The sequence below is a fragment of the Actinoallomurus rhizosphaericola genome, from assembly GCF_024055675.1.
Taxonomy (GTDB): Bacteria; Actinomycetota; Actinomycetes; order Streptosporangiales; family Streptosporangiaceae; genus Actinoallomurus; species Actinoallomurus soli.
Genome location: NZ_JAMXMW010000003.1, coordinates 610,742 through 631,747 on the forward strand (window position 1 = coordinate 610,742; position 21,006 = coordinate 631,747).

General features: G+C 70.3%; 16 protein-coding genes. 8 read left to right on the plus strand and 8 right to left on the minus strand.

The genetic code is table 11. The annotated features are described in order from the left end of the window. The first annotated feature begins 9 nt into the window (after positions 1–9). On the plus strand, positions 10–1,710 hold the full coding sequence (locus NE234_RS10485) for an AMP-binding protein (RefSeq protein ID WP_252778703.1): 1,701 nt from the start codon (positions 10–12) through the stop codon (positions 1,708–1,710). Between the two features lie 259 nt (positions 1,711–1,969). Here the strand turns inward: NE234_RS10485 and NE234_RS10490 are convergent, their stop codons facing one another. The 3 genes from NE234_RS10490 to NE234_RS10500 form a co-directional block, all read right to left on the minus strand. Continuing rightward, the gene (locus NE234_RS10490; protein WP_252778704.1) at positions 1,970–5,143 is read right to left on the minus strand and encodes an alkaline phosphatase family protein; all 3,174 of its coding nucleotides are present in this window, start codon (positions 5,141–5,143) and stop codon (positions 1,970–1,972) included. A 753-nt stretch (positions 5,144–5,896) separates the two neighbouring features. Next, the gene (locus NE234_RS10495; RefSeq protein ID WP_252778705.1) at positions 5,897–7,984 is read right to left on the minus strand and encodes an ATP-dependent DNA helicase; all 2,088 of its coding nucleotides are present in this window, start codon (positions 7,982–7,984) and stop codon (positions 5,897–5,899) included. A gap of 134 nt (positions 7,985–8,118) precedes the next feature. Next, positions 8,119–8,478 (minus strand): ArsR/SmtB family transcription factor, encoded by a 360-nt coding sequence (locus NE234_RS10500; RefSeq protein ID WP_252778706.1) that lies wholly within the window; start codon positions 8,476–8,478, stop codon positions 8,119–8,121. A 37-nt stretch (positions 8,479–8,515) separates the two neighbouring features. Between NE234_RS10500 and NE234_RS10505 the strand changes: the two genes are divergently transcribed. After that, positions 8,516–9,007, plus strand: coding sequence for a YybH family protein (locus NE234_RS10505; protein ID WP_252778707.1), 492 nt, complete (start codon positions 8,516–8,518; stop codon positions 9,005–9,007). Positions 9,008–9,242: 235 nt separating this feature from the next. Here NE234_RS10505 and NE234_RS10510 read toward each other — a convergent pair whose 3' ends face one another. Next, positions 9,243–10,454, minus strand: a complete 1,212-nt coding sequence (locus NE234_RS10510) for a pyridoxal phosphate-dependent aminotransferase (RefSeq protein ID WP_252778708.1) — start codon at positions 10,452–10,454, stop codon at positions 9,243–9,245. A gap of 185 nt (positions 10,455–10,639) precedes the next feature. Here NE234_RS10510 and NE234_RS10515 point away from each other — a divergent pair, with 185 nt between their 5' ends. Genes NE234_RS10515 through NE234_RS10525 form a run of 3 tightly spaced genes read left to right on the plus strand, consistent with a single transcriptional unit; the run spans position 10,640 to position 13,128 of the window. Continuing rightward, a complete protein-coding gene (locus tag NE234_RS10515; protein WP_252778709.1) occupies positions 10,640–11,278 on the plus strand; it encodes a TetR/AcrR family transcriptional regulator in 639 nt (212 codons plus the stop codon). A gap of 11 nt (positions 11,279–11,289) precedes the next feature. Then, positions 11,290–12,285, plus strand: a complete 996-nt coding sequence (locus NE234_RS10520; RefSeq protein WP_252778710.1) for an AurF N-oxygenase family protein — start codon at positions 11,290–11,292, stop codon at positions 12,283–12,285. 21 nt (positions 12,286–12,306) lie between these two features. Beyond that, positions 12,307–13,128 (plus strand): SDR family NAD(P)-dependent oxidoreductase, encoded by an 822-nt coding sequence (locus tag NE234_RS10525; RefSeq protein WP_252778711.1) that lies wholly within the window; start codon positions 12,307–12,309, stop codon positions 13,126–13,128. Between the two features lie 150 nt (positions 13,129–13,278). Here NE234_RS10525 and ctaD read toward each other — a convergent pair whose 3' ends face one another. After that, positions 13,279–14,955, minus strand: a complete 1,677-nt coding sequence (gene ctaD, locus NE234_RS10530) for an aa3-type cytochrome oxidase subunit I (protein ID WP_252778712.1) — start codon at positions 14,953–14,955, stop codon at positions 13,279–13,281. A gap of 236 nt (positions 14,956–15,191) precedes the next feature. Here ctaD and NE234_RS10535 point away from each other — a divergent pair, with 236 nt between their 5' ends. Next, positions 15,192–17,204 carry a S53 family peptidase gene (locus NE234_RS10535; protein ID WP_252778713.1) on the plus strand — a complete coding sequence of 671 codons (2,013 nt, stop codon included), beginning with the start codon at positions 15,192–15,194 and terminating at the stop codon, positions 17,202–17,204. Positions 17,205–17,307: 103 nt separating this feature from the next. On the opposite strand, the gene NE234_RS10540 is transcribed toward NE234_RS10535, so the two are convergent. Both NE234_RS10540 and NE234_RS10545 read right to left on the minus strand, forming a co-directional pair. Next, complete coding sequence (locus NE234_RS10540) at positions 17,308–17,898, minus strand: hypothetical protein (protein ID WP_252778714.1); 591 nt, start codon at positions 17,896–17,898, stop codon at positions 17,308–17,310. Between the two features lie 167 nt (positions 17,899–18,065). Next, positions 18,066–18,992: an NmrA/HSCARG family protein gene (locus NE234_RS10545; protein ID WP_252778715.1), complete on the minus strand. Its 927-nt coding sequence runs from the start codon at positions 18,990–18,992 to the stop codon at positions 18,066–18,068. A 117-nt stretch (positions 18,993–19,109) separates the two neighbouring features. Between NE234_RS10545 and NE234_RS10550 the strand changes: the two genes are divergently transcribed. Both NE234_RS10550 and NE234_RS10555 read left to right on the plus strand, forming a co-directional pair. Then, the gene (locus NE234_RS10550; RefSeq protein ID WP_252778716.1) at positions 19,110–19,685 is read left to right on the plus strand and encodes a TetR/AcrR family transcriptional regulator; all 576 of its coding nucleotides are present in this window, start codon (positions 19,110–19,112) and stop codon (positions 19,683–19,685) included. 113 nt (positions 19,686–19,798) lie between these two features. Further along, positions 19,799–19,990, plus strand: coding sequence for a DUF1737 domain-containing protein (locus NE234_RS10555; protein ID WP_252778717.1), 192 nt, complete (start codon positions 19,799–19,801; stop codon positions 19,988–19,990). 63 nt (positions 19,991–20,053) lie between these two features. Here the strand turns inward: NE234_RS10555 and NE234_RS10560 are convergent, their stop codons facing one another. Then, on the minus strand, positions 20,054–20,965 hold the full coding sequence (locus tag NE234_RS10560; protein WP_252778718.1) for a hypothetical protein: 912 nt from the start codon (positions 20,963–20,965) through the stop codon (positions 20,054–20,056). Positions 20,966–21,006: the final 41 nt, after the last annotated feature.

Genomic DNA, 21,006 nt, shown 5'->3' on the forward strand with positions numbered 1-21,006 from the left:
CGTCGGCGAATGCGCACTCCCTACGACGACAGGCCATGGCTTCGTTATTACGCGGAAGGGGTCCCCGCCGACGTCGACGTGCCGGACGTGCCGCTCACCCGGCTGCTCGACGCGTCCGCCGACCGGTTCCCGGGCCATCGGGCGCTGGAGTTCCTCGGCCGTTCGATGACGTACGCCCGGCTCCGGGACGCGGTCGACCGCTTCGCGATGGCGCTGGCCCGGCTGGGCGTCCGTAAGGGCGACCGGGTCGCGGTCATCCTGCCCAACTGCCCGCAGGAGGTCATCGCCTTCTACGCGGTGCTGCGGCTCGGTTCGGTCGTGGTCCCCACCAATCCGCTGTACACCGCGTCTGAGCTGCGGTACCAGCTCGCCGACTCGGGGGCGCGCGTGGTCATCGTCTTCGACAAGGCGTACGCGACGGTCCACGAGGCGGCGCCCGGCACGGCGGTCCAGCACGTCATCGTCACCTCGCTGCCCGACTACCTGCCCTTCGTCAAACGGGAGCTGCTCAAGCTCCCGCTGGCCAGGGCGCGCCGGCTGGCCGCCGAACTGAGCACGGAGGTGCCGGCGGAGGCGCCGGTCCTCTGGTTCGACGATCTGCTCAAGGAGACCTCCGAGCCGCACCCGCAGGCGATGGTCGATCCGTTCCGTGACCTGGCCGTCCTGCAGTACACCGGCGGTACGACGGGCCGGCCGAAGGGCGCGATGCTCACCCACCGCAACCTCGTCGCGAACGCGCTGCAGACCACGGCGTGGGATCCGGGGATCCGGCAGGGGCAGGACGTCGCCCTCGCCGTCGTGCCGCTGTTCCACGTCTTCGGCCTGACGTTCTGCCTGACGTGCACGATCTTGATCGGCGGAACGGTCGTGCTCGTCCCCCGCTTCGACCTCGAGCTGGTGCTGGACGCCGTCCGCAAGCACAAGCCGACCCTGTTCCCCGGCGTTCCGCCGATCTTCCAGCAGCTCGCCGCCGCGCCCGAGGCGAAGAAGGCGGGCGTGGGCTCGATCCGCACCTGCGTCTCGGGGGCGATGAGGCTCGCCCGTACGACGGTCGACGCGTTCAAGACGGGAACGGGCGGCCACGTCATCCAGGGATACGGAATGACGGAGACGTCACCGGTGGTCATGGCCAACCCCCTCGACGGGAACGCCCGGCACGTGTCCGTGGGAACCCCCCTGCCCGGCACCGAGGCGCGCATCGTCGACGAGAACGACCCCTCACGCGTCCTCCCGGTCGGCTACCCGGGCGAACTGCTGATCCGCGGTCCCCAGGTCTTCGCCGGCTACTGGAACCAGCCCGCCGAGACCGCGGAGAGCCTCTCCCGCGACGGCTGGTTCCGTACCGGGGACATCGCGGTGATGAGCCCGGACGGCTACTTCACCCTCATCGACCGCAAACGGGACGTCATCATCGTCGACGGCTTCAACGTCTACCCTTCGGAGGTCGAGGCCGTCCTGCAGGCGCATCCGGCCGTCGAGGAGGCGGCCGTCGTCGGAGTCCCGGAGCCGGGCCACGGCGAGGCGGTCGCCGCGTACGTCATCCCCCGGCAGCCCCACCGGCCGAGCCAGGACGAGCTGCGGGCCTACTGCGCGCAGCAGCTCATCGAGTACAAGGTGCCCACCTTCGTCGAGTTCCGCCCAGAGCTGCCGCGCAACATGCTCGGCAAGGTCCTGCGGCGCGTCCTCCGCGAGGAGAACTCCCTGTCGTGAACTCCTCCACCCTTCCAGCCGGATCGAGCACTCATGCTCCCCGGACGCGGCCGGCCGTCGCGTCCGCGCGTCGTGCAGGCAGGCGGCCTGGTGCCGCAGGGCTGTCACCATCGCCTGCGCCGGGGCGGACGGGCGCGGCCGGGTCACGGCGACCGCCGCGCGACCGGCCCGGTACTCGTCGGCGACGGTCACGGCTCGTAACCGTTAGGCGGACGGCCCACCGGGATCCCGGCGGGCCGTCGCCTGAGTCGTACGGAGGTCAGCCGTCGGAGTCCGACCCTGGGATGTAGGCGCCCGGCACCTGGTCCGGCGCGTAGATCTTGGTGTCACCCGGGTACGGCTTGGTGAACCCGTGCGCCTCGTACCACGAGAAGCGGTTCATCTGCTCGGGGGGAGCGGAGTCGACCTTTGCGTTGGGACCGTTGAACGGCTGCTTGGACTTCCATGCCTCCCACTTCGCGGCGACTGCCTGGTCGGCCGCCGGAACCTTCCCCGTCGGAGCGGGTGCGGCGTTCGGGTTCTGCGCCGCCGGGATGTCCGCGCCACAGGTCGGCTGGGTCGACAGACCCTGGGTCAGGGAGGTCCGGTTGGGCAGAGCGGTGAACGGTGTGTTGTCGGGCTTGTTGGTGAACGCCGCACGCATCGGGGTGGCGGCGCTGTCCTTCTGGTTCATCGGGTGGATCCCGAGGATCTGCTCGATGGTGCGGATCACCGCGATCTGGGAGTAGTAGTGGCTGTCGACGGTGCCGTGCTGGGCCCAGGGGCTGATGATCTGGATCGGGGCACGGTGGCCGTCGACGTGGTCGATGCCGGCCTGGGAGTCGTCCTCGACCACGAAGATCGCGGAGTCCTTCCAGTACTTGCTGTGCGAGATCGTGTCGACCACCTTGCCGACGGCGAGGTCGTTGTCCGCGACCTGAGCCGGCCCGGTCGGCCCCCCACCGGTGTGGTCGTTGGGGAACCAGAACATGTTCAGGTTCGCCGGGCCGTTCTTGTCGAAGTCACGCTTCCAGATCTCGTACCGGTAGATGTCGGGGATGCTGAGGTCGCCTCCCGGGTAGCCGTGCACCGAGATGTCATCGAGCGATGGGATGTCCACGTTCGAGTACATGGGGTAGGCGGTGTTCTGCGCGGGGTTCGCCGCCATGTTCTTGGTGTCGCAGTACAGGTTCTGCCAGCTCGCGCCGGACGGCTTGTTGTTGGACTGCATCTGGTACTCACCGAAGTCCCGTGCGGTCTTGCCCGCCGCCTCCGCACCGGTCCAGATGAAGCCGCTCTTCTGGTGGCCGAGAACATCGTTGTAGCTGTCGTAGCTGCGCGTGTACTCACCGGCCGAGGACTCGGTGTACTCCGGGTCGTCGGCCTGCATGAGCCAGCTGTGACCCTCGGCGGAGTTCGTGCCGATGTCGTAGGTGTTGTCGTACAGCCCGAACTGCTTGGCCAGCGCGTGCTGGTTCGGCGTCACGTTCTCGCCGTACTCGGTCAGCGTCGGGTCGCCGTTGCCTTCGGGCATGTCGCCGTAGACCTGGTCGTAGGTCCGGTTCTCCTTGACGAGCAGGAAGACGTGTTTGATGACCGAGGGGTCACCGAGCTTCACCGGGACCGGGACCGGCTTGGCACCCTTGCCCTTGGCGTACCGCACCGAGTCGGGGGTCCAGCCGTTCTGCTTGAAGACCTGCTCCGTGTAGGTCCTGATGGCGCCGTCGCCCGGCAGTTCGAACCGCGTCAGGCTCGACGTCGTGTCGTGGGTGCTGTGCCTGCTGGTGTTGCGCAGGGCGTCGATACCACGGGTGTTGGAGATCACCACATCGTCGCCGGCGGTGGTGACCTCCGACGGGAAGTAGTCCGTCGGGAGCAGGCCGATGTAGCCGACCGGCTCCAGCGGCTTCGTGTAGCGGTAGACGGCGACCGCGTTGGCGCGGCCGAGCGTCACCAACAGGTGGCCGTCGTCGGTGAGCGTCACCGCGGTGGGCTCGTAGCCGACCGACGCCTCCGGCCACGGCTGGGTGGCGATGGTCTGGACGACCTTGTCCTTGGCCGTGTCGATGACCGACACGTTGTCGGACGCGGTGTTGGTGACGAACACCGCACCGTTTCTGGCGTACACGGAGGTCGGGTGCAGACCCACGTCGATGCTCGCGGCGGCGGCCGTCGGGTTCGCCAGGTCGATGACGCTGACCGTGCCGGTGGTGGAGGAACCGGTGAACGGGTCGGCCGGCACCTGGGTGCCGTAGGAGTTCATCGTGGTCTCGGCCCGGGCGGTCGAGTCGCTGATGTCCCAGCCGCTGAGCTGAAGGAGCGAGTCACCGTAGTTCGCGGTGACGTTCAGCCGGTAGTAGCGGTACGCGGTGGTGTTGTGGAAGGTGTAGCTGTTGGTGAGGTACCGCGAGTCGAAACGCTGCCCCGTCCGCTTGTCCAGGTCGGTCCAGGTGCTGCCGTCGTTCGACCCCTGCAGGGTGAAGTCCTTGGGGTCGCGGCCCGGCGAGTCGTTCGCGGAGGTCAACGAGTACTGCACCACCGCCTCGGGCTTGGCCAGCTGATAGGTCACCCAGCCGGTCGGCTGGCGCGCCAGCCACTTGGTCGACGGATCGTGGTCCTTGAGATTCACGGCGACTTCGTTCGGCGGGTTCTCGCCGCTCGCGGTGACCGTGCCGACCTGGTCGAGCAGGCTGCCGGGCATGGGCTTGGCCGGGCGGCCGCCCTCGTTGGCGACGTAGAGCTTGTTCCCGACCTTGACCATGCCACGTGGGGCGTTGCCCACGCCCCAGCTCCGCTGGATGGCCCCGGTGGCCGCGTCGAGGGCGACCACGCGGTTCTGGCCGTTGACGGCGACGTACACGGTCTTGCCGTCGGCGGAGAACACCGGCTCGGCCGACAGCGCGTGCTTCGAGCCCTGTGCGGCGATGCCGATGTTCGTCGGGTCGGCGAGGCTGCCGTCCGAGTTCACGGTGAACTTGGTGTAGCCGTCGATCCGGCCCAGCCACAGCTGCGAGCCGTCGGGCGAGTACGTCGGGCCTTCCTGGCCCACGTCGCCGCCGGAGATGCGCAGGTCCGACTGCGCGTTGTCGCCGACGTACTGCTGCACCTTGTAGTTCTTCAGGTCCACGATGGCGAGCACCTGCCCACCGTCGGTGAGCGAGGCCGCGAGGTGGGTGCCGTCCGGGCTGACCGACGACGACATGATCTTGCCATCAGGGATGACCAGACGCCGGCCGATCGGCTTGATGTACTGGTCGTCGGAAACGACCTGGCCCTGGTCGGTGGTCTGGCCGACCCGTTGGGTGCCGAACTGCGTCGTCGAGGCGTACGAGACACCTGCGCTGGCGATGGCGAGAGCCGCGGCGCCGACCGCCACCAGGCGGATCCGGCCTCCCGTGAGACGCCGGAAGAGCCCTTGAGGGGCTTTTACGACGCGCTGGCGCGTTACCTGCATGAATGATTCCTTTGTAGTACGTGAGCGCCGGTCGACGTTCTTGTCGAGCGGCCGCGAAGAGGTGGGTGCGTCCCCCGGTCGGAGCGCGTACCTGGAGTGCGTCACCGACGCCGGCGGTACGACCCGCGTCGTGCCCGCGCAGTGCGGTCAGGGCCGAGAGGTTCGCCGCGCGGTGGGCGCGGACAGAGTCCGGGTCCGTCCGCGAAGCCCGCGACGCCGCCGGGAACAGCGAGCGTCCTCCCGGCCGGCGTGCCCGGGATCTCGAGGCTGCCGTCGTCCTCGACCGCAAGCCCGGTAGCTGACCGAAGAGCGTCGTCTTGCCCGCGCCGTTCGGGCCGACCAGGCAGTGGACCTAACCGCTCGCCACCTCGAGGTCGACGCCGTCGAGGGCGACCACCTCACCGTAGGACTCGCTGATCCCGCCGCCCCGGACTACAGGGCTCCTGTGCATGCCGGTCTCCCTTGGCTCGATCTTCAGTAAGGAAAGCTAAAGATCGCGGTTTGCCTTAGGAGGGCGCACAGTCAAACATTGGGCATCTGACGCTAAACCGGTCGATACGGTGCGTACCACGTAGACATGCCATGTAACTCGACAACTCTGGATCGGTCTCCCGGCCGCGCCCGCCGCTCCGGCCACATCGCCCGGGGCGCGATCCGTGACGACATCCGGATCGCCGTTCAGGCCCTGCCTTCCTTCACCGTCCCTGAGGGCTCTCCGTTGGGAGTCTCCGCCGGCGACCCACAGGCTCCGGCTCAGTCCACGGAGTCGAGGCGGCGCAGGGCCGCCTTGACCGTGGCGGAGTCGAACGTCGTCCAGAACGGCGGCAGCGACGACCGCAGGAACGTGCCGTAGCGTGCCGTGGCCAGCCGCGGGTCCAGGATCGCGACGACCCCGCGGTCGGTCATCGACCGCAGCAGGCGTCCCGCGCCCTGCGCGAGCAGCAGTGCGGCGTGCGTCGCGGCGACGGCCATGAAGCCGTTCCCGCCGTGCGCGGCGACGGCCCGCTGCCGGGCCGAGGACAGCGGGTCGTCGGGGCGCGGGAAGGGAATACGGTCGATCACGACCAGCCGGAGCGACGGCCCCGGCACGTCGACGCCCTGCCAGAGGGACAGCGTGCCGAACAGGCAGGTCGGCTCGTGGTCGGTGAACTGCTTGATGAGCTGGGAGGTCGAGTCGTCCCCCTGGCACAGCAGCGGATGCGCGAGGCGGCCGCGCAGCGCCTCGGCGGCCTGCTTGGCGGCCCGCATCGAGGAGAACAGGCCGAGGGTACGGCCCCCGGCGGCCTCGATCAGCTCGGTCAGCTCGGTGAGGTACGCCTCGGGCAGCCCGTCGCGGCCCGGCTGCGGCAGGCTCCGCGCGATGTAGAGGATCCCGCTGCGGGCGTGGTCGAACGGCGACCCGACGTCCAGCCCCGACCACCGCAGCGGCCGCTCCCCGCCGTCCTTCTTCGCCGGCTCGTCACCGTCGGGAGGCTCGGCCGCCTCCGCCGCTCCGTCCGCCGCCGTGCCGAGCGGCGGCAGGCCCCACTGCCGGGCGAGCGGCTCGAACGACCCTCCGAGCGCGAGGGTCGCCGACGTCAGCACGGTCGTACGGCGGCCGAACAGCCGCTCGCGCAGCAGGCCGCCGACGCCCAGCGGCGCGACCCGGAGCGCGGTGGGCCGCCGGGAGTCCTCGTTGAAGGGCCGGTCCAGCCAGACGACGTCGTGCCGGGAGGCCAGATCGGTCTCGAACGTCTCCAGGAGCCGACCGGCCGTGTCGTGGATCTCCTCCAGCGCCGTCAGGGCGGCGCGGCCGGCGCCGAGCCGCTCGGCGTCGTCCTCGGCGGTCTTGAGGGTCGTGCGCAGGGCCGTCATGCAGCCGTACGAGGCGTCGCGGATGGACAGGAGGACCCCGCCGAGGGCCTGCGGCAGGACGTCCATGCGGCCCGCCGCGGTGTCGGCGAGGATCGGCTGCAGCGCCTCGCCCGCCTCCTTGAGCCGGTCGGCGAGATCGTCCTCGATGAGCCGGCCGCAGCGGCGCGCGGCGAACTCCACGGCCGACGCGGACAGCTCCGCGGTGGCCACCGAGGTCACCCGGTCGACGAGCTCGTGCGCCTCGTCGATGATCGCGACGTCGTGCTCGGGGAGGACCTGGAACTCCTCCAGCGCGTCGATGGCCAGCAGCGCGTGGTTGGTGACGACGACGTCGGCCTCTCCGGCCTTGTCCCGGGCGCGCTCGGCGTAGCACTCGGTGCCGAACGGGCAGCGCTGCGCCCCCAGGCACTCGCGGGCGCTCACGGAGACCTGGCGCCACGCCTGTTCGGAGACGCCGGGGACGAGCTCGTCCCGGTCCCCGGTCTCGGTCGTCTCGGCCCACTCGTGGATGCGCTGCACCTGCCGCCCCGTCGCGGACACCGACTGCGCGTCGAACAGGATCTCGTCGGGGTCGTCGGGCTCGTCCACCTGCATCCGGTGCAGGCAGAGGTAGTTGCGCCGGCCCTTGAGGATCGCGAACACCGGCTCGCGGCCGAGCAGCGGCGTCAGCGACTCGGCCAGGCGCGGCAGATCGCGCTCGACGAGCTGGCGCTGCAGCGCGATCGTCGCCGTGGAGACCGCGACACAGGCGTTCTCGGCCACCGCATGGCGGACGGCGGGGACGAGGTAGGCCAGGGACTTCCCGGTGCCGGTGCCCGCCTGAACCGCCAGGTGCTCGCCCGACGCGATGGCGTGGGCGACGGCCTCGGCCATCTTGACCTGTCCCGGCCGCTCGGCGCCGCCGACGCCGGCGACCGCGGCGGCGAGAAGGGGGCCGACGTCGGGAACGTCGGTCTTTTCCGGGGAGTCGAGGAGGTCTTCGGCCACCCGGTCAACGCTACCGGGCGCCCATGACCGCTCGCCCCCACAGCCACGCTTTGCCCGGCGGCCTCAGCCGCCTCCGAGCGGCCGCCGGCGATCCGGACAGCCCGGATTCTCCGAGCCCGGCCGACCGGATGCGGTCAGACCCGCTCCGCCAGCACGAGCGCCAGGAGGCCGGGGAACACCTGGTCGAACTCGGCTCGGCGGAGGCGGTTGAACCGGCGTGGCCCCTCGTCGCGCTGCTCGATCAGCCCGGCGGCGCGCAGCACGGCGAAGTGGTGGCTCCGGGTCGCCTTGGACACCGGCAGGTCGAACGTGCCGCAGGCGCGGGTCCAGTCGGGCTGCCCGGCGAGTTCACGGAGGATCGTCCGGCGTACGGGATCGGCGACCGCGTCCAGTGCGTCCTGGAGCGGCACCTCGGACGGATGGCGATGCGTCAGCCCGCGGGCGCGCGCGGACGCCCCGCGCGCCTCAGTGTTCGATTCTCGTCGTACACTCATGTGGTCGACCTCCATCGAACACTTTAGGCGAGGAGTCATGGTGATCAGGCACACCGACCCGGCGTACGGCCCGGACGCGCGCAACCGTCTGCACGAGACCTCGGATCCGTCTCCCACAGGGGCGTACGCGGCGCTGGAGTCCTTCTACTACGCGCTCAACAACCGCGACGCGCAGGCGCTTCGGGAGGACTGGAGCGACCACCCCCTCGCCCAGCTCAACAACCCGCTCGGCGGCGTCCTGCGCGGCGGCGACGCGGTCGCCGGGCTGTACGAGAAGATCTTCACCGGCCCGGTGCGCGTGGAGGTCACCTTCGGCGACGTGGTGGAGTACGTCGGCGCGGACCACGCGGTCTTCGCCGGGCGCGAGGTCGGGACGTACACCGGCCCGGACGGCGTGCCGGTCCCCCTGCGGATCCGGACGACCCGTTACTTCCGCTACGAGGACGGTCGCTGGCGCCAGTTCCACCACCACGGCAGCATCGACGACCCGGAGGCCCTGGCGGCCTACCAGCGCGCCGTGACGGGCTGACCCGGCCGCCAGGGCCGGGTCAGCCGACGCCGCGCGCCGGCCAGGCAGGCAGGCCGCCCGCGCCAAGGTCCGGGCCACGGCCGGCAGCACGCGGTCGCACGGTCGGCCGAGGTACGGCGCCGGCCGCCCCCACCCGCCGCGGCGTCCACCCGCGCCCGTCCGCCCGTCGACGACCGGTACCGCAGGGCCGCCGCGGGCGGGCCCGCCGGTACCGGTCGTCGACGGATCGCGAGGATCAGGCGCGGCGGGTGGCCAGGAACTCGCCGAGCCTGCCGATCGCCTCTTCGAGGTCGTCGGCGTGCTGCAGGGTGACGATCCGGAAGTGGTCGGTGGACGGCCAGTTGAAGCCGGTGCCCTGGACGACGAGGATCTGCTGGCTCTCCAGCAGGTCCAGCACGAAGCGCTGGTCGTCCTCGATGGGGTAGACCTCGGGGTCCAGACGCGGAAAGACGTACAGCGCGCCGGAGGGCTTGGCGCAGCTGACGCCGGGGATCTCATTGAGGAGCCGCCAGGCGCGGTCACGCTGCTCGCGCAGCCGGCCGCCGGGCAGCACGAGGTCCCTGATGCTCTGGTGGCCGCCGAGCGCCGCCTGGATGGCGTGCTGGCCGGGGACGTTCGGGCACAGCCGCATGTTGGCGAGCATGTCCAGGCCCTCGATGTAGGACTCGGCGTGGTCCTTGGGCCCGGAGACGACCATCCAGCCGGAGCGGAACCCGCAGACGCGGTACGCCTTGGACAGGCCGGAGAAGGTGAGGGACAGCACGTCCGGGGCGAGCGGCGCGATCGAGACGTGCTCGGCGCCGTCGTACAGGATCCGGTCGTAGATCTCGTCGGCGAGGATCAGCAGCCCCCGCCGCCGGGCCAGCTCGGCCACACCCTGCAGCAGCTCACGCGAGTACACCGCGCCGGTCGGGTTGTTCGGGTTGATGATCACGATGGCCTTGGTGGCCGGTGTGATCTTCGCCTCGATGTCCGCGAGGTCGGGCATCCAGCCCTGGCCCTCATCGCAGAGGTAGTGGACCGGCGTGCCGCCGCAGAGGGACACCGCCGCCGTCCACAGCGGATAGTCCGGGGCCGGGATCAGCACCTCGTCGCCGTTGTTCAGCAGCGCCTGAAGGGCCAGGACGATCAGCTCGGACACGCCGTTGCCGAGGTAGACGTCGTCGACGCCGACTCCCGGGAATCCCTGCTGCTCGTAGTGCTGCACGACCGCCCGGCGGGCGGACAGGATGCCCTTCGAGTCGCTGTAGCCGTGCGCCATCGGCAGGTTGCGGATGACGTCCTGGAGGATCTCGTCGGGGGCCTCGAATCCGAACGGCGCGGGGTTGCCGATGTGCAGCTTGAGGATCTGGTGGCCCTGGGCCTCCAGCTGCATGGCCCGCTTCAGGACCGGGCCCCGGATGTCGTACAGGACGTTGGCGAGCTTGTCCGACTGGCTGACCTGCATGGGGACACCTTAACGGTGCGTCCCCGGCCCCGTCGTCGGGATTATCGCCGCGCGGGCGCGCGCCGCCCGCCGGGACGGGGTCCGCGGCCGCCGCCCTTGGACGTCACGTCCAATAGTGTGACGGGCGCAACAAACAATCAGGCTTGATTGCATGTTTCTCCGCGCCTACCGTCGGAGATGTGTCAGTGAGCAGCCGCCAACGTGACGGGCAGGTCGCCCGCCGCGCTCCCCGCACCCAGGAGGAGCGACGAGCGGAGACGCAGACCCGCCTGCTGGACGCCACCGTCGAGTGCCTCGCCGAGCTCGGCTGGTCCGGGACCTCGACGACCGAGGTCGCCCGCCGCGCCGGCGTCTCGCGGGGCGCGCAGCAGCATCACTACCCCACCAAGATGCTGCTGGTCGGGGCCGCGCTCGAGCACCTCCTGGAGCGACAGCGGCTCGCGTTCGAGCAGGCGTTCGCCGCCCTGCCGGCGGAGCGCCGCAACGTGGAGGGCGCGCTGGACCTGCTGTGGGAGACCTTCCGTCAGGCTCCCGCGCTGGCCCTCATGGAGCTCGCGATGGCCGCGCGCACCGACGTGACGCTGCGCGAGCTGAGCATCGACATCAACGAGCGGATCATCGCGGTCATCCTCGAGGTGTTCCAGCGGCTCTTCCCCGAGTCGGTGGACGAGGAGACCGCGGACACGCTCATCCGAGCCGTGTTCGCCATGTTCGTCGGGCTCACGTTGCAGAACTCCCTGGACGATGACGCCCACGGCCGCCAGGCGGCGGTGCTCGGCCGAATCAAGGCGCTGGCCCGCCTGCTCATCCCGGATCCCGCGTGAGGGAGAGTTTCATGTCCAATCCCCCGAGCAAGACACTGGACGAGGAGATCCACGCGAAGGTCGAGGACCGCGCGGCCTACACCGGCGTGATCAAGCGCCTGTCGAAGGCGTCGGTCGACAAGCACTGGGACGCCTACGCCGACATCCCCTGGGCCGACCCGGACTTCGCGGTCGACCCGGACGACCCCCGCTGGATCCTGCCGTCCATCGACCCCCTGGGCCGTACGGAGTGGTACCGCTCGCAGCCGCCGGAGGTGCAGTCCCGGATCGGCCTGTGGCGCGTGGCCACGATGATGAAGATCGGCCTGCAGTTCGAGAACCTGCTCAAGCGGGGACTGCTGAACTACGCCTACCGGCTGCCGAACGGCTCCCCCGAGTTCCGCTACGTCCTGCACGAGACGAGCGAGGAATGTCAGCACGCGATGATGTTCCAGGAGTTCGTCAACCGGACGAAGATGCCGATCCGCGGGATGCCCAGGGCCCTGGACGTCCTGTCCCAGATCGCTCCGCACATCCCGCGGATCTCGACGGAGCTGTTCTTCATCTTCGTGCTGGGCGGCGAGGACCCCATCGACTACGTCCAGCGCAAGACGGTCAAGAACGGCGAGGCGAGGCATCCGCTGCAGGAGACGATCATGCGGATCCACATCGCCGAGGAGGCGCGGCACATCTCGTTCGCCCGCCACTACCTACGGCACCGCGTGCCCACGATGCCCGCCCCGCGTCGCCGCGCGCTGTCCGTGGCCACCCCGCTGATCCTGGGCGTGATGGCGCGCATCATGCTCGCCCCTCCCGGCCCGATGGTCCGGTACTTCGACATTCCGAAGGACGTCGTCCGCGAGGCGTACGGCGCGGAGGACTGGACGGAGGAGTTCAAGAACTGCGTCGCGAAGATCCGCGACCTCGCGGCCGAGCTCGGCCTGCTCAACCCTGTCAGCAAGCGGGTGTGGAAGGCCGTGGGCCTCTGGGACACGCCGACCTCGCGCCGGGCCCGAGCCGCCCGCTGAGAACCCTGCAAGGAGTCCCACATGCCCTCCCGGATCGCCATCGTCACCGGCGGAGCCTCCGGCATCGGCCGGGCCATCGCGGCCGCCCTCGCGGCGCGCGGTGACATCGTGACCGTCGCCGACATCGACGTCGCCGGGGCCGAGAAGGTCGCGGCCCGGCTGTCCGAGCGCGCGCCGGCCACGGCCGCCGAACTGGACGTGACCGACGCCGACGCGGTCGCCGCGCTCTACCGGTCGGTCCGGGAGGAGCACGGCCGCCTGGACCTGGTGTTCAACAACGCCGGCATCGCCGTCGGCGGCCTCACCGAGGAAATGACCCTCGACCACTGGAACCGCACGATCGACGTCAACCTGCGCGGCGTCGTCCACGGCGTGCACGCGGCGTACCCGATCATGCTGGAGCAGGGGCACGGCCACATCGTGAACACCGCGTCGCTGGCCGGCCTCGTGCCCGCCCCGCTGATGCTGCCTTACACCACCACCAAGCACGCGGTCGTCGGGATGAGCCTGGCGCTGCGCGCGGAGGCCGCGAGCCGCGGCGTACGGGTCAGTGTGATCTGCCCGGGGTTCGTCGACACGCCCCTGCTCGACAACGCCAACCCGGATCTGCCGGCGACCGAGACCGGCAGAAACGCCCGGCGGGCCGCGCAGCAGGTGCAGCGCAGGCTCTACTCCGCCTCCGCCCTGGCCCGTGACGTGATGCGCGGGATCGACCGGAACGACGCGCTCATCGTCGCGCCGGCGTCCGGCCGGGCGGCCTGGCGGGGCGCGCGGCTGTCGCCCCGGGCGGCCGTCCGCATCGCGGGCCTGAGCGTACGGCGCATGCGCGCGTTCGGCGGCTGAGAATCGCCGGCCGCCGGGCCCGGGCCTACCGCACGGCGCGGACCCGGCGGCTGAGGCCTTTCCGCCTACCGTCCGATGGGTGGGAGCGGTCGCGCCGGCGTACGGCGCGGGGCCGGGCGCACCTTGTCCGGGGCCGTACGCGGGAGTCGCTCACTGTCTGCGCCCGGCGGGGAGCTCCTCGATCGGCGGCGTCGGCACCCGCGGATAGTGCAGGTCGAACGCCGGCCGCTCGGAGCGGATCCGCGGGATCGAGGTGAAGTTGTGCCGCGGCGGCGGGCACGAGGTCGCCCACTCGAGGGAGTTGCCGAAGCCCCAGGGGTCGTCGACTCCCACGTGCGGCGCCTTCCGCCAGGTGACGTAGACGTTGTAGATGAACACGAGCGTCGAGGCCCCCAGCAGGAACGCGCCGAGACTGGAGACCAGGTTCTCCCAGGTGAAGATCCGGGAGTAGTCGGCGTAACGACGCGGCATCCCCTCGGCGCCGAGCCAGTGCTGGATCAGGAACGTCGTGTGGAACCCGATGAACAGCATCCAGAAGTGGATCTTCCCCAGCAGGTCGTTGAGCATCTTCCCCGTCATCTTCGGCCACCAGTAGTAGAACCCGGCGAACATCGCGAACACCACCGTGCCGAACAACACGTAGTGGAAGTGCGCCACGACGAAGTAGGAGTCGTTGAGGTGGAAGTCCAGCGGCGGTGACGCGAGGATCACGCCGGTCAGGCCGCCGAACAGGAAGGTGACGAGGAACCCGATCGACCACAGCATCGGCGACTCGAAGGACAGGTGCCCGCGCCACATCGAGCCGACCCAGTTGAAGAACTTGACCCCCGTCGGGATGGCGATCAGATACGTCATGAAGGAGAAGAACGGCAGCAGCACCTGCCCCGTCGGGAACATGTGATGCGCCCAGACCGTCGCCGACAGGCCGGTGATCGCCATCGTCGCGCTGACCATGCCGACGTAGCCGAACAGCGGCTTCCGGGCGAACACCGGGATGATCTCGGTCACGATGCCGAAGAACGGCAACGCGACGATGTAGACCTCCGGATGGCCGAACCACCAGAACAGGTGCTGCCAGAGCATGGCCCCGTTGACCTGCGGGTCGAACACGTGTGCGCCGAGTTTGCGGTCCGCCAGCAGCACGAGCAGCGCCGCCGCCAGGACGGGGAAGGCCAGCAGGACGAGGATGGCGGTGAACAGGATGTTCCACGTGAAGATCGGCATCCGGAACATCGTCATGCCCGGCGCCCGCATGCAGATGATCGTCGTGATGAAGTTGACCGAGGTCAGGATGGTTCCGAGCCCGGACAGGACGAGGCCCATGATCCACAGGTCGGGCCCGAAGCCGGGTGTGCGGATGACGCTGTTCAACGGCGCGTAGGCGTACCACCCGAAGTCCGCGGGCCCGTTCGGGATGAACCCGGACGCCAGGACCATGAGCCCGCCGAAGAGGAACGCCCAGTAGCTGAACATGTTCAGCCGCGGGAACGCGACGTCCGGCGCCCCGATCTGCAGCGGCATGATCACGTTGGCGAACCCGGCGAACAGCGGGGTGGCGAACAGCAGCAGCATGATCGTGCCGTGCAGGGTGAACAGCGTGTTGTACTGCTGATTGCTGACGAACTGCAGACCGGGATGCATGAGCTCGGCGCGGATGAGCATCGCCATCAACCCGGCGATCAGGAAGAAGACGAACGAGGTCGTCAGATAGAGATAACCGATCACTTTGTGATCGGTTGATGACACCCAGTTAACAAGAGTGTGGCCCTTCGAACGGGGCCGGGACGGTTTAGCCGCGGTCGGTGGCGTACGCCCAAGTAGGACCATTGAGGTCTCCCCTGCCCTCAGGCACCGCCGTCTTCCACTATCAGCCGTCGCTCCGCCATCCGCAAGCCGCCACCGGCCGCCTCCGCCATCCGCGCGAGAGCGAGGTTCCATGTCCGATTGTGGCCCTCAGTTCCCGAATTACGCATCTATTTCATAACGACTCTTGATTCACGCCGGTCCCACCGAAATCCTCGCGTCGCGGCGTTCCCCTACGCCGCTCACGAAAGGACTGGTGGATGTCCCGAGACGGACGACGCCGCGTGCTGACGGCCGCGGCCGTGGCCTTGCCGCTTCTCGCGGCGGGCCTGTCGGCCACGACCACGGCACAGGCGAACGACCGGAAAACGGTCGCCGGCACCCGCCCCACGTGGGCGCACGCCTCCGCCGACCGCGGCAAGACCAATGACGATCAGCGGCTGGACGCGAGGATCTGGCTGGCGGGCAAGGACCCGAAGGGCCTGGACGCGTACGCCGAGGCGGTCTCCACGCCCGGCGGCCCGCTGTACCGCAAGTTCCTCAGTCCCGCCGACTTCGACAGCCGCTTCGGCCCCACGGACGCGCAGAAGAACGCCGTGAAGTCCTGGCTGACCTCCGCGGGCCTGACGGTCGACGCGGTCAACAGCCACTACGTTCACGTCACCGGGCGCGTGTCCCAGGCCAAGAAGGCGTTCGGCACCGACTTCCACAACTACGCCGCCCAGAACACGGTCGTGCGGGCGCCCGCCGGTGAGGCGACCGTCCCCGCCTCGGTCGCCTCGGCCGTGAGCACGATCACCGGCCTGGACGGCGCCAAGCACGTCCGGGTGGCCGGCGACACGCTGCCCCCGCCCGAGCCCAACTACTGGGTGGCGCAGCCGTGCGAGCAGTACTACGGCCAGAAGATCGCCACCAAGCAGCCGAAGGCGTACGGCAAGCACCAGCCGTACGCGATGTGCGGCCTGCTGCCCAAGCAGCTGCGCGGGGCGTACGGCGCCACGTCGAGCGGCCTGACCGGCAAGGGCGCGACCGTCGCGATCGTCGACGCCTACGCGGCGCCGAAGATGCTCGAGGTCTCGAACACCTTCTCCAAGAAGTACGGTGAGCAGCCGTTCGCCAAGGGCCAGTACCGCGAGGCCCTGCCCGCGACGTTCGACCAGGTCGACGAGTGCGGAGCCGCCGGCTGGTACGGCGAGGAGGCCCTCGACGTCACGGCCGTGCACGCAGTGGCGCCCAAGGCCAAGGTCGTCTACGTCGGCGCGCAGAACTGCCTCGACACCGGCCTCGACGACGCGATGCTGAACATCGTCGACCACCACCTGGCCGACATCGTCAGCAACTCCTGGGGCGACCTGTCGCAGAACTACACGCCGGCGATGATCGACGCGGAGGAGTCGATCTACAAGCAGGGTGCCATCGAGGGCATCGGCTTCTACTTCTCCACCGGTGACTGCGGCTACGAGGTGCCCAAGACGCCGTGCCAGGCGCGGTACGGCGACGCCGGCTCGAAGAAGCGCCAGACGGACATGCCGGCCTCCGACCCGTGGGTGACCGCGGTCGGCGGCACGACTCTCGCGGTCGGCAAGCACAACGACTACAAGTTCGAGACCGGCTGGAACTTCACCACCGACAGCCTGTCCGCGGACGGCAAGACGTGGAGCCCGGCGCCTCCCGGCCACTACCCGGACAACTACGCGGGGGGCTCCGGCGGCGGCACGAGCGAGCTGTTCACCCAGCCCGGCTACCAGCGGGCGGTCGTGCCGTCGTCGCTGAGCCGTACGCTGCCGGACGGTTCGAAGGCGGCCAAGCCGATGCGCGTCATCCCGGACATCTCGGCCGTGGCGGACTCCACGACCGGCATCCGGTACCCGGAGTGGGCGCAACTGCCGGACGGGTCGTACGGCTACGCGGAGAGCCGCGTGGGCGGCACCAGCCTCGCCTGCCCGGTCATCGCGGGCCTGCAGGCGCTGGCCCAGCAGCGTCAGGGCGGCGCGCCGATCGGCTTCGCCAACCCGGCGATCTACCTGCGGGCGGGCAAGGGCCTCCTCCACGACGTGACCGACACCCCGCTCGGCAAGAAGAACCCGGTGGCGTTCGTGCGGACGAACTACACCGACCCGTACGCCAAGCAGGCTCCGCTGGTCTACGTCCTGCGCACCACCGGCAACTACGGCATCCCCAAGGGTGACGCGCTGCCCGCGGTCCGCGGCTACGACAGCATCACCGGCGTCGGCACCCCGACGGCGAAGTACCTGCTGTCCTACCGCTTCTGACCGGTCACAGCCGGCCCTAGACGGCCGGCGAAAGGGGCCGGGTGCGCATGCGCACCCGGCCCCTTTCGCGTACAGCGCGAAACCGTGCGTACGAATCCGGCCGTCAGAACGGCCGGAAGGGGACCTGCCGCCCTGTCGCGTCGAGCCAGCGAACGGTCCAGAATCTCGAATCGCTCGTGCCGTAGCCGGAGATCCGGCCCGTCGGGTCGGCGTCCACGAGGAAGTACCTTCCCTGGGGAAGGCCGTGCCCGCGAGGAAGCGGTCTGGTCGGCACCACGTACGTCGGGAGACCGGTGCCGCTCAGCCGGACCTTCGCCACGTCGTCCGGCGTCGGACCCCAGTAGTAGACGGACGGCGCGCCTTCGGCGAGATCCCGTTCCGCCCAGTAGTCGCTCATCGGCAGCCTGGGGTCGAACCCGCAGTGTCCGGACGCGTCGGCTCCGGGAACCGGCGCGACGATGTCCAGGCAGAGCTGGTCATGGCGCTTCGCCACGCGCATCCACTGGTGCTGGGCCATGAGCTGCCAGCCTGCACCGGTGGGTGCGTCGAAGCGCTCGACGACGACCGTCTTCCCCAGACGCACGGCGGTCCGGTCCCGCCACTGCCGCCAGGATCCCCATCCGTACCAGCCGGCGATGACCACGGCCGGCAGCGCCGCCGGCATCACCCAGCGTTTCCATCGCCTGTCGATCACGCGATCCCGACCTCCGATCGGCCGGCGGGGGGCGCCGCCGTGGTGGGCTTTCTCGCCTTTCCCTCAGCCGAGGGTCATCCGGACCGGCGGGGTAACGTACACGGCGTACCGGGGGCCTGGCCGGGTGCGCACGCGCACCCGGCCCCTTTCGAACGCTGAGCCCGCCGTCAGGCGAGGTGCCCCACGGGGGGCACGGGGGCCAGGAAGGCGGAGATCTGGGCGGCGCCGGTGCGCTTCAGCCAGGTGGCGAAATCCATCGCGGCCGGGTGGATCCGCCGGGTGGCCGCGATGTCGGCACGGTAGCCGCGTTCGTTGAGCCATTCGTTGGCGTAGGCGAAGTCCTCGCTCACGGCCCGGATCGTCTCGATCGGAATCTGGAGGTAGGGCAGCGGTATGCCGAGTGCCTCTCCGATGGCCGCGGCGACCTGAACCGGCGTGAGCTCGTCGGCGGCCAGGGACACCGCCCGGCCGATCCATTCGCCGGGGTGTGAGAACGCCAGCTCCGCGATGAAGCCGACGTCGTCGGCGGCCATGAGCTGCTGGGCCGTGTCCGGCGCGAGCCCGGTGGACAGGTTCCCGTTCTGCAGCGCGTACCCGCCGGTGAAGTTCTCCATGAAAGAGACCGGCCGCAGGATCGTCGCGGGCATGCCGAGGTGGGCGATGTGCCGCTCGATCCGCCACTTGCTGACCAGGTTCGCCGGCACCCTCTCGGTGAGGTGGCGATCCGCGCCGGCGACCGAGGTGAAGACCAGGTGCCCGACGCCGGCGGCGTGCGCGGCCTCGGCGACGTTCACGCCCCAGCGCACCTCATCTTCGGTGGTGAAGTCCGGTGCGGTGCCGGGCGAGCCGACCGTGGGCTGGACGCTGAACAGCCCCCACGCGCCCTCGGCCGCGATGGTCAGGGAATCGACGTCCTCCATCTGCGCCCGCACCACCTGCGCCCCGGCCCGCGCCAGCGCTCGAGCCCGTGTCCCGTTCGGGTCACGGGTGAGCGCGCGTACCTGCCAGCCGCCGCGGAGCAGGTGGCGTGTCACGGCCCCGCCCTGCAGACCGGTCGCTCCCACCACCACGACGGTCCGGTTCGTCGGCGTCACTGTCTCTCCCTCGCGTCCATGCGGAAGAGGACCGTTCCGCTAACTGGGGTGGCCCTCCATTTATGGTTCGCTACCATATGGAGGGCCACCCCGGTTATCAAGTCGCCAGGAGCTCCCGTGCCCAAGGACGCCGCCGTGCCGCCCCGGCAACGGATGCGCGCCGACGCCCGCCGTAACGTCGACCGGATCGTGGCCGCCGCCGGGGCCGTCATCGCCGAGCACGGTGCCGACGCCTCCCTGGAGGAGGTCGCCCGCCGCGCAGGGGTCGGCTCGGCCACCCTGCACCGGCACTTCCCCTCCCGGCAGGCACTCCTGGAGACGGTCTTCAGAGGTCGGGTGGAGGCTCTCTGCGCGAAGGCCGACGACCTGCTCTCCGACCCCGATCCGGGAGAGGCCCTGTTCGCCTGGCTCCGGGCAGTCGGCGCACACGCCGTGGCCAACCGGGGGCTGGGGGCGTCATTGATGCGCGGCGATCCGGCGTTGGGCAGCAGTTGTCACGACATGGTCATCAACGCGGGCGACGCCCTGTTGGCCCGCGCCAGAGCGGCGGGCGTCGTGCGCCCCGGGATCGCGATCACCCATCTGCTGAAGCTCGTCAGCGCCATCGCCCTGGCGACCGAGCACGAACCCGACGGCCCGGCCGAAGCGGACCGCATGCTGGCGATCGCCATCGACGGCGTACGCGCGTCGTGAGCCCGGCAGCGGTGGGTTCGTCGCCGTGGTCTCGGACCTCGGTGCCGCCCCGCTGCCACCGGCACCGCGTGCCCCGACCTCTCGGGCAGCTCGCGCGGCGTTAGGCTGCGCGCATGGCCGACGTTGATGATCTCCCCCGGTACCGCGTGCTCACCGGCCCGGACGACGCTTCCTTCTGCCGACGGGTCAGCGAAGCACTCGACCTGGGCTACGAGCTCCACGGCTCTCCCGCAGTGACGTTCAACGGCGACCGGGTGATCGTCGCTCAGGCACTGGTGCGCCCGGCGGACACCGACGCTCGCTGAATCGTGATCATCGGCGTCCGCTGCCGTCCTGCAGGCGGCAGACGCCAATGACCATGGGTCCGCTCAGACTCGGATGACGGAGCGGAGGTGTTCGCGGGCGTCGTGCATCTCCGGAAGGCCGGCCCAGCGGCCGGAGAGGCGGTAGACGTCGGCGATGTGGGCGCCCACCCGGGCCGAGGAGATGAGCGGCGCGATGCGGGCGAGCGCGGTCATGCGGTCCGCGGCCATGGGCGCGTCGCCGGCCCGCAGCGCCGCCTCGACCTCCCACGCCTGGTAGGCGACGAACAGGAGGGTGGAGCACTGCGCGCCGAGGCGGACGGCCTCGGTGATGGCGGCGCGGGCGCCGTCGTGCTCGCGCATGCCGAGCATGGCGACCCCGACGTTGCCCAGCATGTCGGCGGTCTCGTAGGTGGGCAGCCCGTCGGCGACGAGCGCCTCCTCCAGCACGTCCCGTGCCGTGCGCTCCTGGCCGGGCAGCAGCGCCAGGGAGCGCCCCAGCCGCAGCCGCAGCCACGCCCGGCGGGCCGGCGGCAGGTCGCCGAGCCGCAGGCCGAGCCGCGCGTACATGGCGCCGCGGTCGCCGCGCCGCTGGTCGATGTTGATGCGGCTGAGCGTGCTGTACGCGTCGGCCTGGGCACGGATGCTGCCGGAACGCCGGGCCAGGTCGAGGGCGAACACCCCGGTCTGCTCGGCCGCGGTGTAGCGCCGGGAGTCGTACAGCACGCGCGCGGCCTCGCAGGCGAGGTCGGAGGACGCCTCCTGGAGGGGCCGGTCCGACCCGTGGACGGCGGGCCCGACCTTCCGGAGATGGCGCAGCGCCGCGGAGACGACCGGAATTCCGCCCTGCTGATAACGGTCGTTCGCGAGGCGTTCGGCGAGTTGCCGTACGTAGCCCGGATCCTGATAGGGACCGACCTTCGGGGAGGGAACGAACGTGATGGATGCGGCCGCCGCGACGAACTCTCTGCGCCTCACGGGATCGTCCTCCGAAATGGGCGATATGCGTACTTCCCAAC

Excerpts from the sequence above, each read along its gene's own strand:
- NE234_RS10505 (WP_252778707.1), top strand. The coding sequence starts at position 8,516 with ATGGTGATCAGGCACACCGACCCGGCGTACGGCCCGGACGCGCGCAAC.
- NE234_RS10520 (WP_252778710.1), top strand. The coding sequence starts at position 11,290 with ATGTCCAATCCCCCGAGCAAGACACTGGACGAGGAGATCCACGCGAAG.
- NE234_RS10500 (WP_252778706.1), bottom strand. The coding sequence starts at position 8,478 with ATGAGTGTACGACGAGAATCGAACACTGAGGCGCGCGGGGCGTCCGCG.
- ctaD (WP_252778712.1), bottom strand. The coding sequence starts at position 14,955 with ATGGTCCTACTTGGGCGTACGCCACCGACCGCGGCTAAACCGTCCCGG.
- NE234_RS10555 (WP_252778717.1), top strand. The coding sequence starts at position 19,799 with ATGGCCGACGTTGATGATCTCCCCCGGTACCGCGTGCTCACCGGCCCG.
- NE234_RS10490 (WP_252778704.1), bottom strand. The coding sequence starts at position 5,143 with ATGCAGGTAACGCGCCAGCGCGTCGTAAAAGCCCCTCAAGGGCTCTTC.
- NE234_RS10525 (WP_252778711.1), top strand. The coding sequence starts at position 12,307 with ATGCCCTCCCGGATCGCCATCGTCACCGGCGGAGCCTCCGGCATCGGC.
- NE234_RS10510 (WP_252778708.1), bottom strand. The coding sequence starts at position 10,454 with ATGCAGGTCAGCCAGTCGGACAAGCTCGCCAACGTCCTGTACGACATC.
- NE234_RS10535 (WP_252778713.1), top strand. The coding sequence starts at position 15,192 with ATGTCCCGAGACGGACGACGCCGCGTGCTGACGGCCGCGGCCGTGGCC.
- NE234_RS10485 (WP_252778703.1), top strand. The coding sequence starts at position 10 with ATGCGCACTCCCTACGACGACAGGCCATGGCTTCGTTATTACGCGGAA.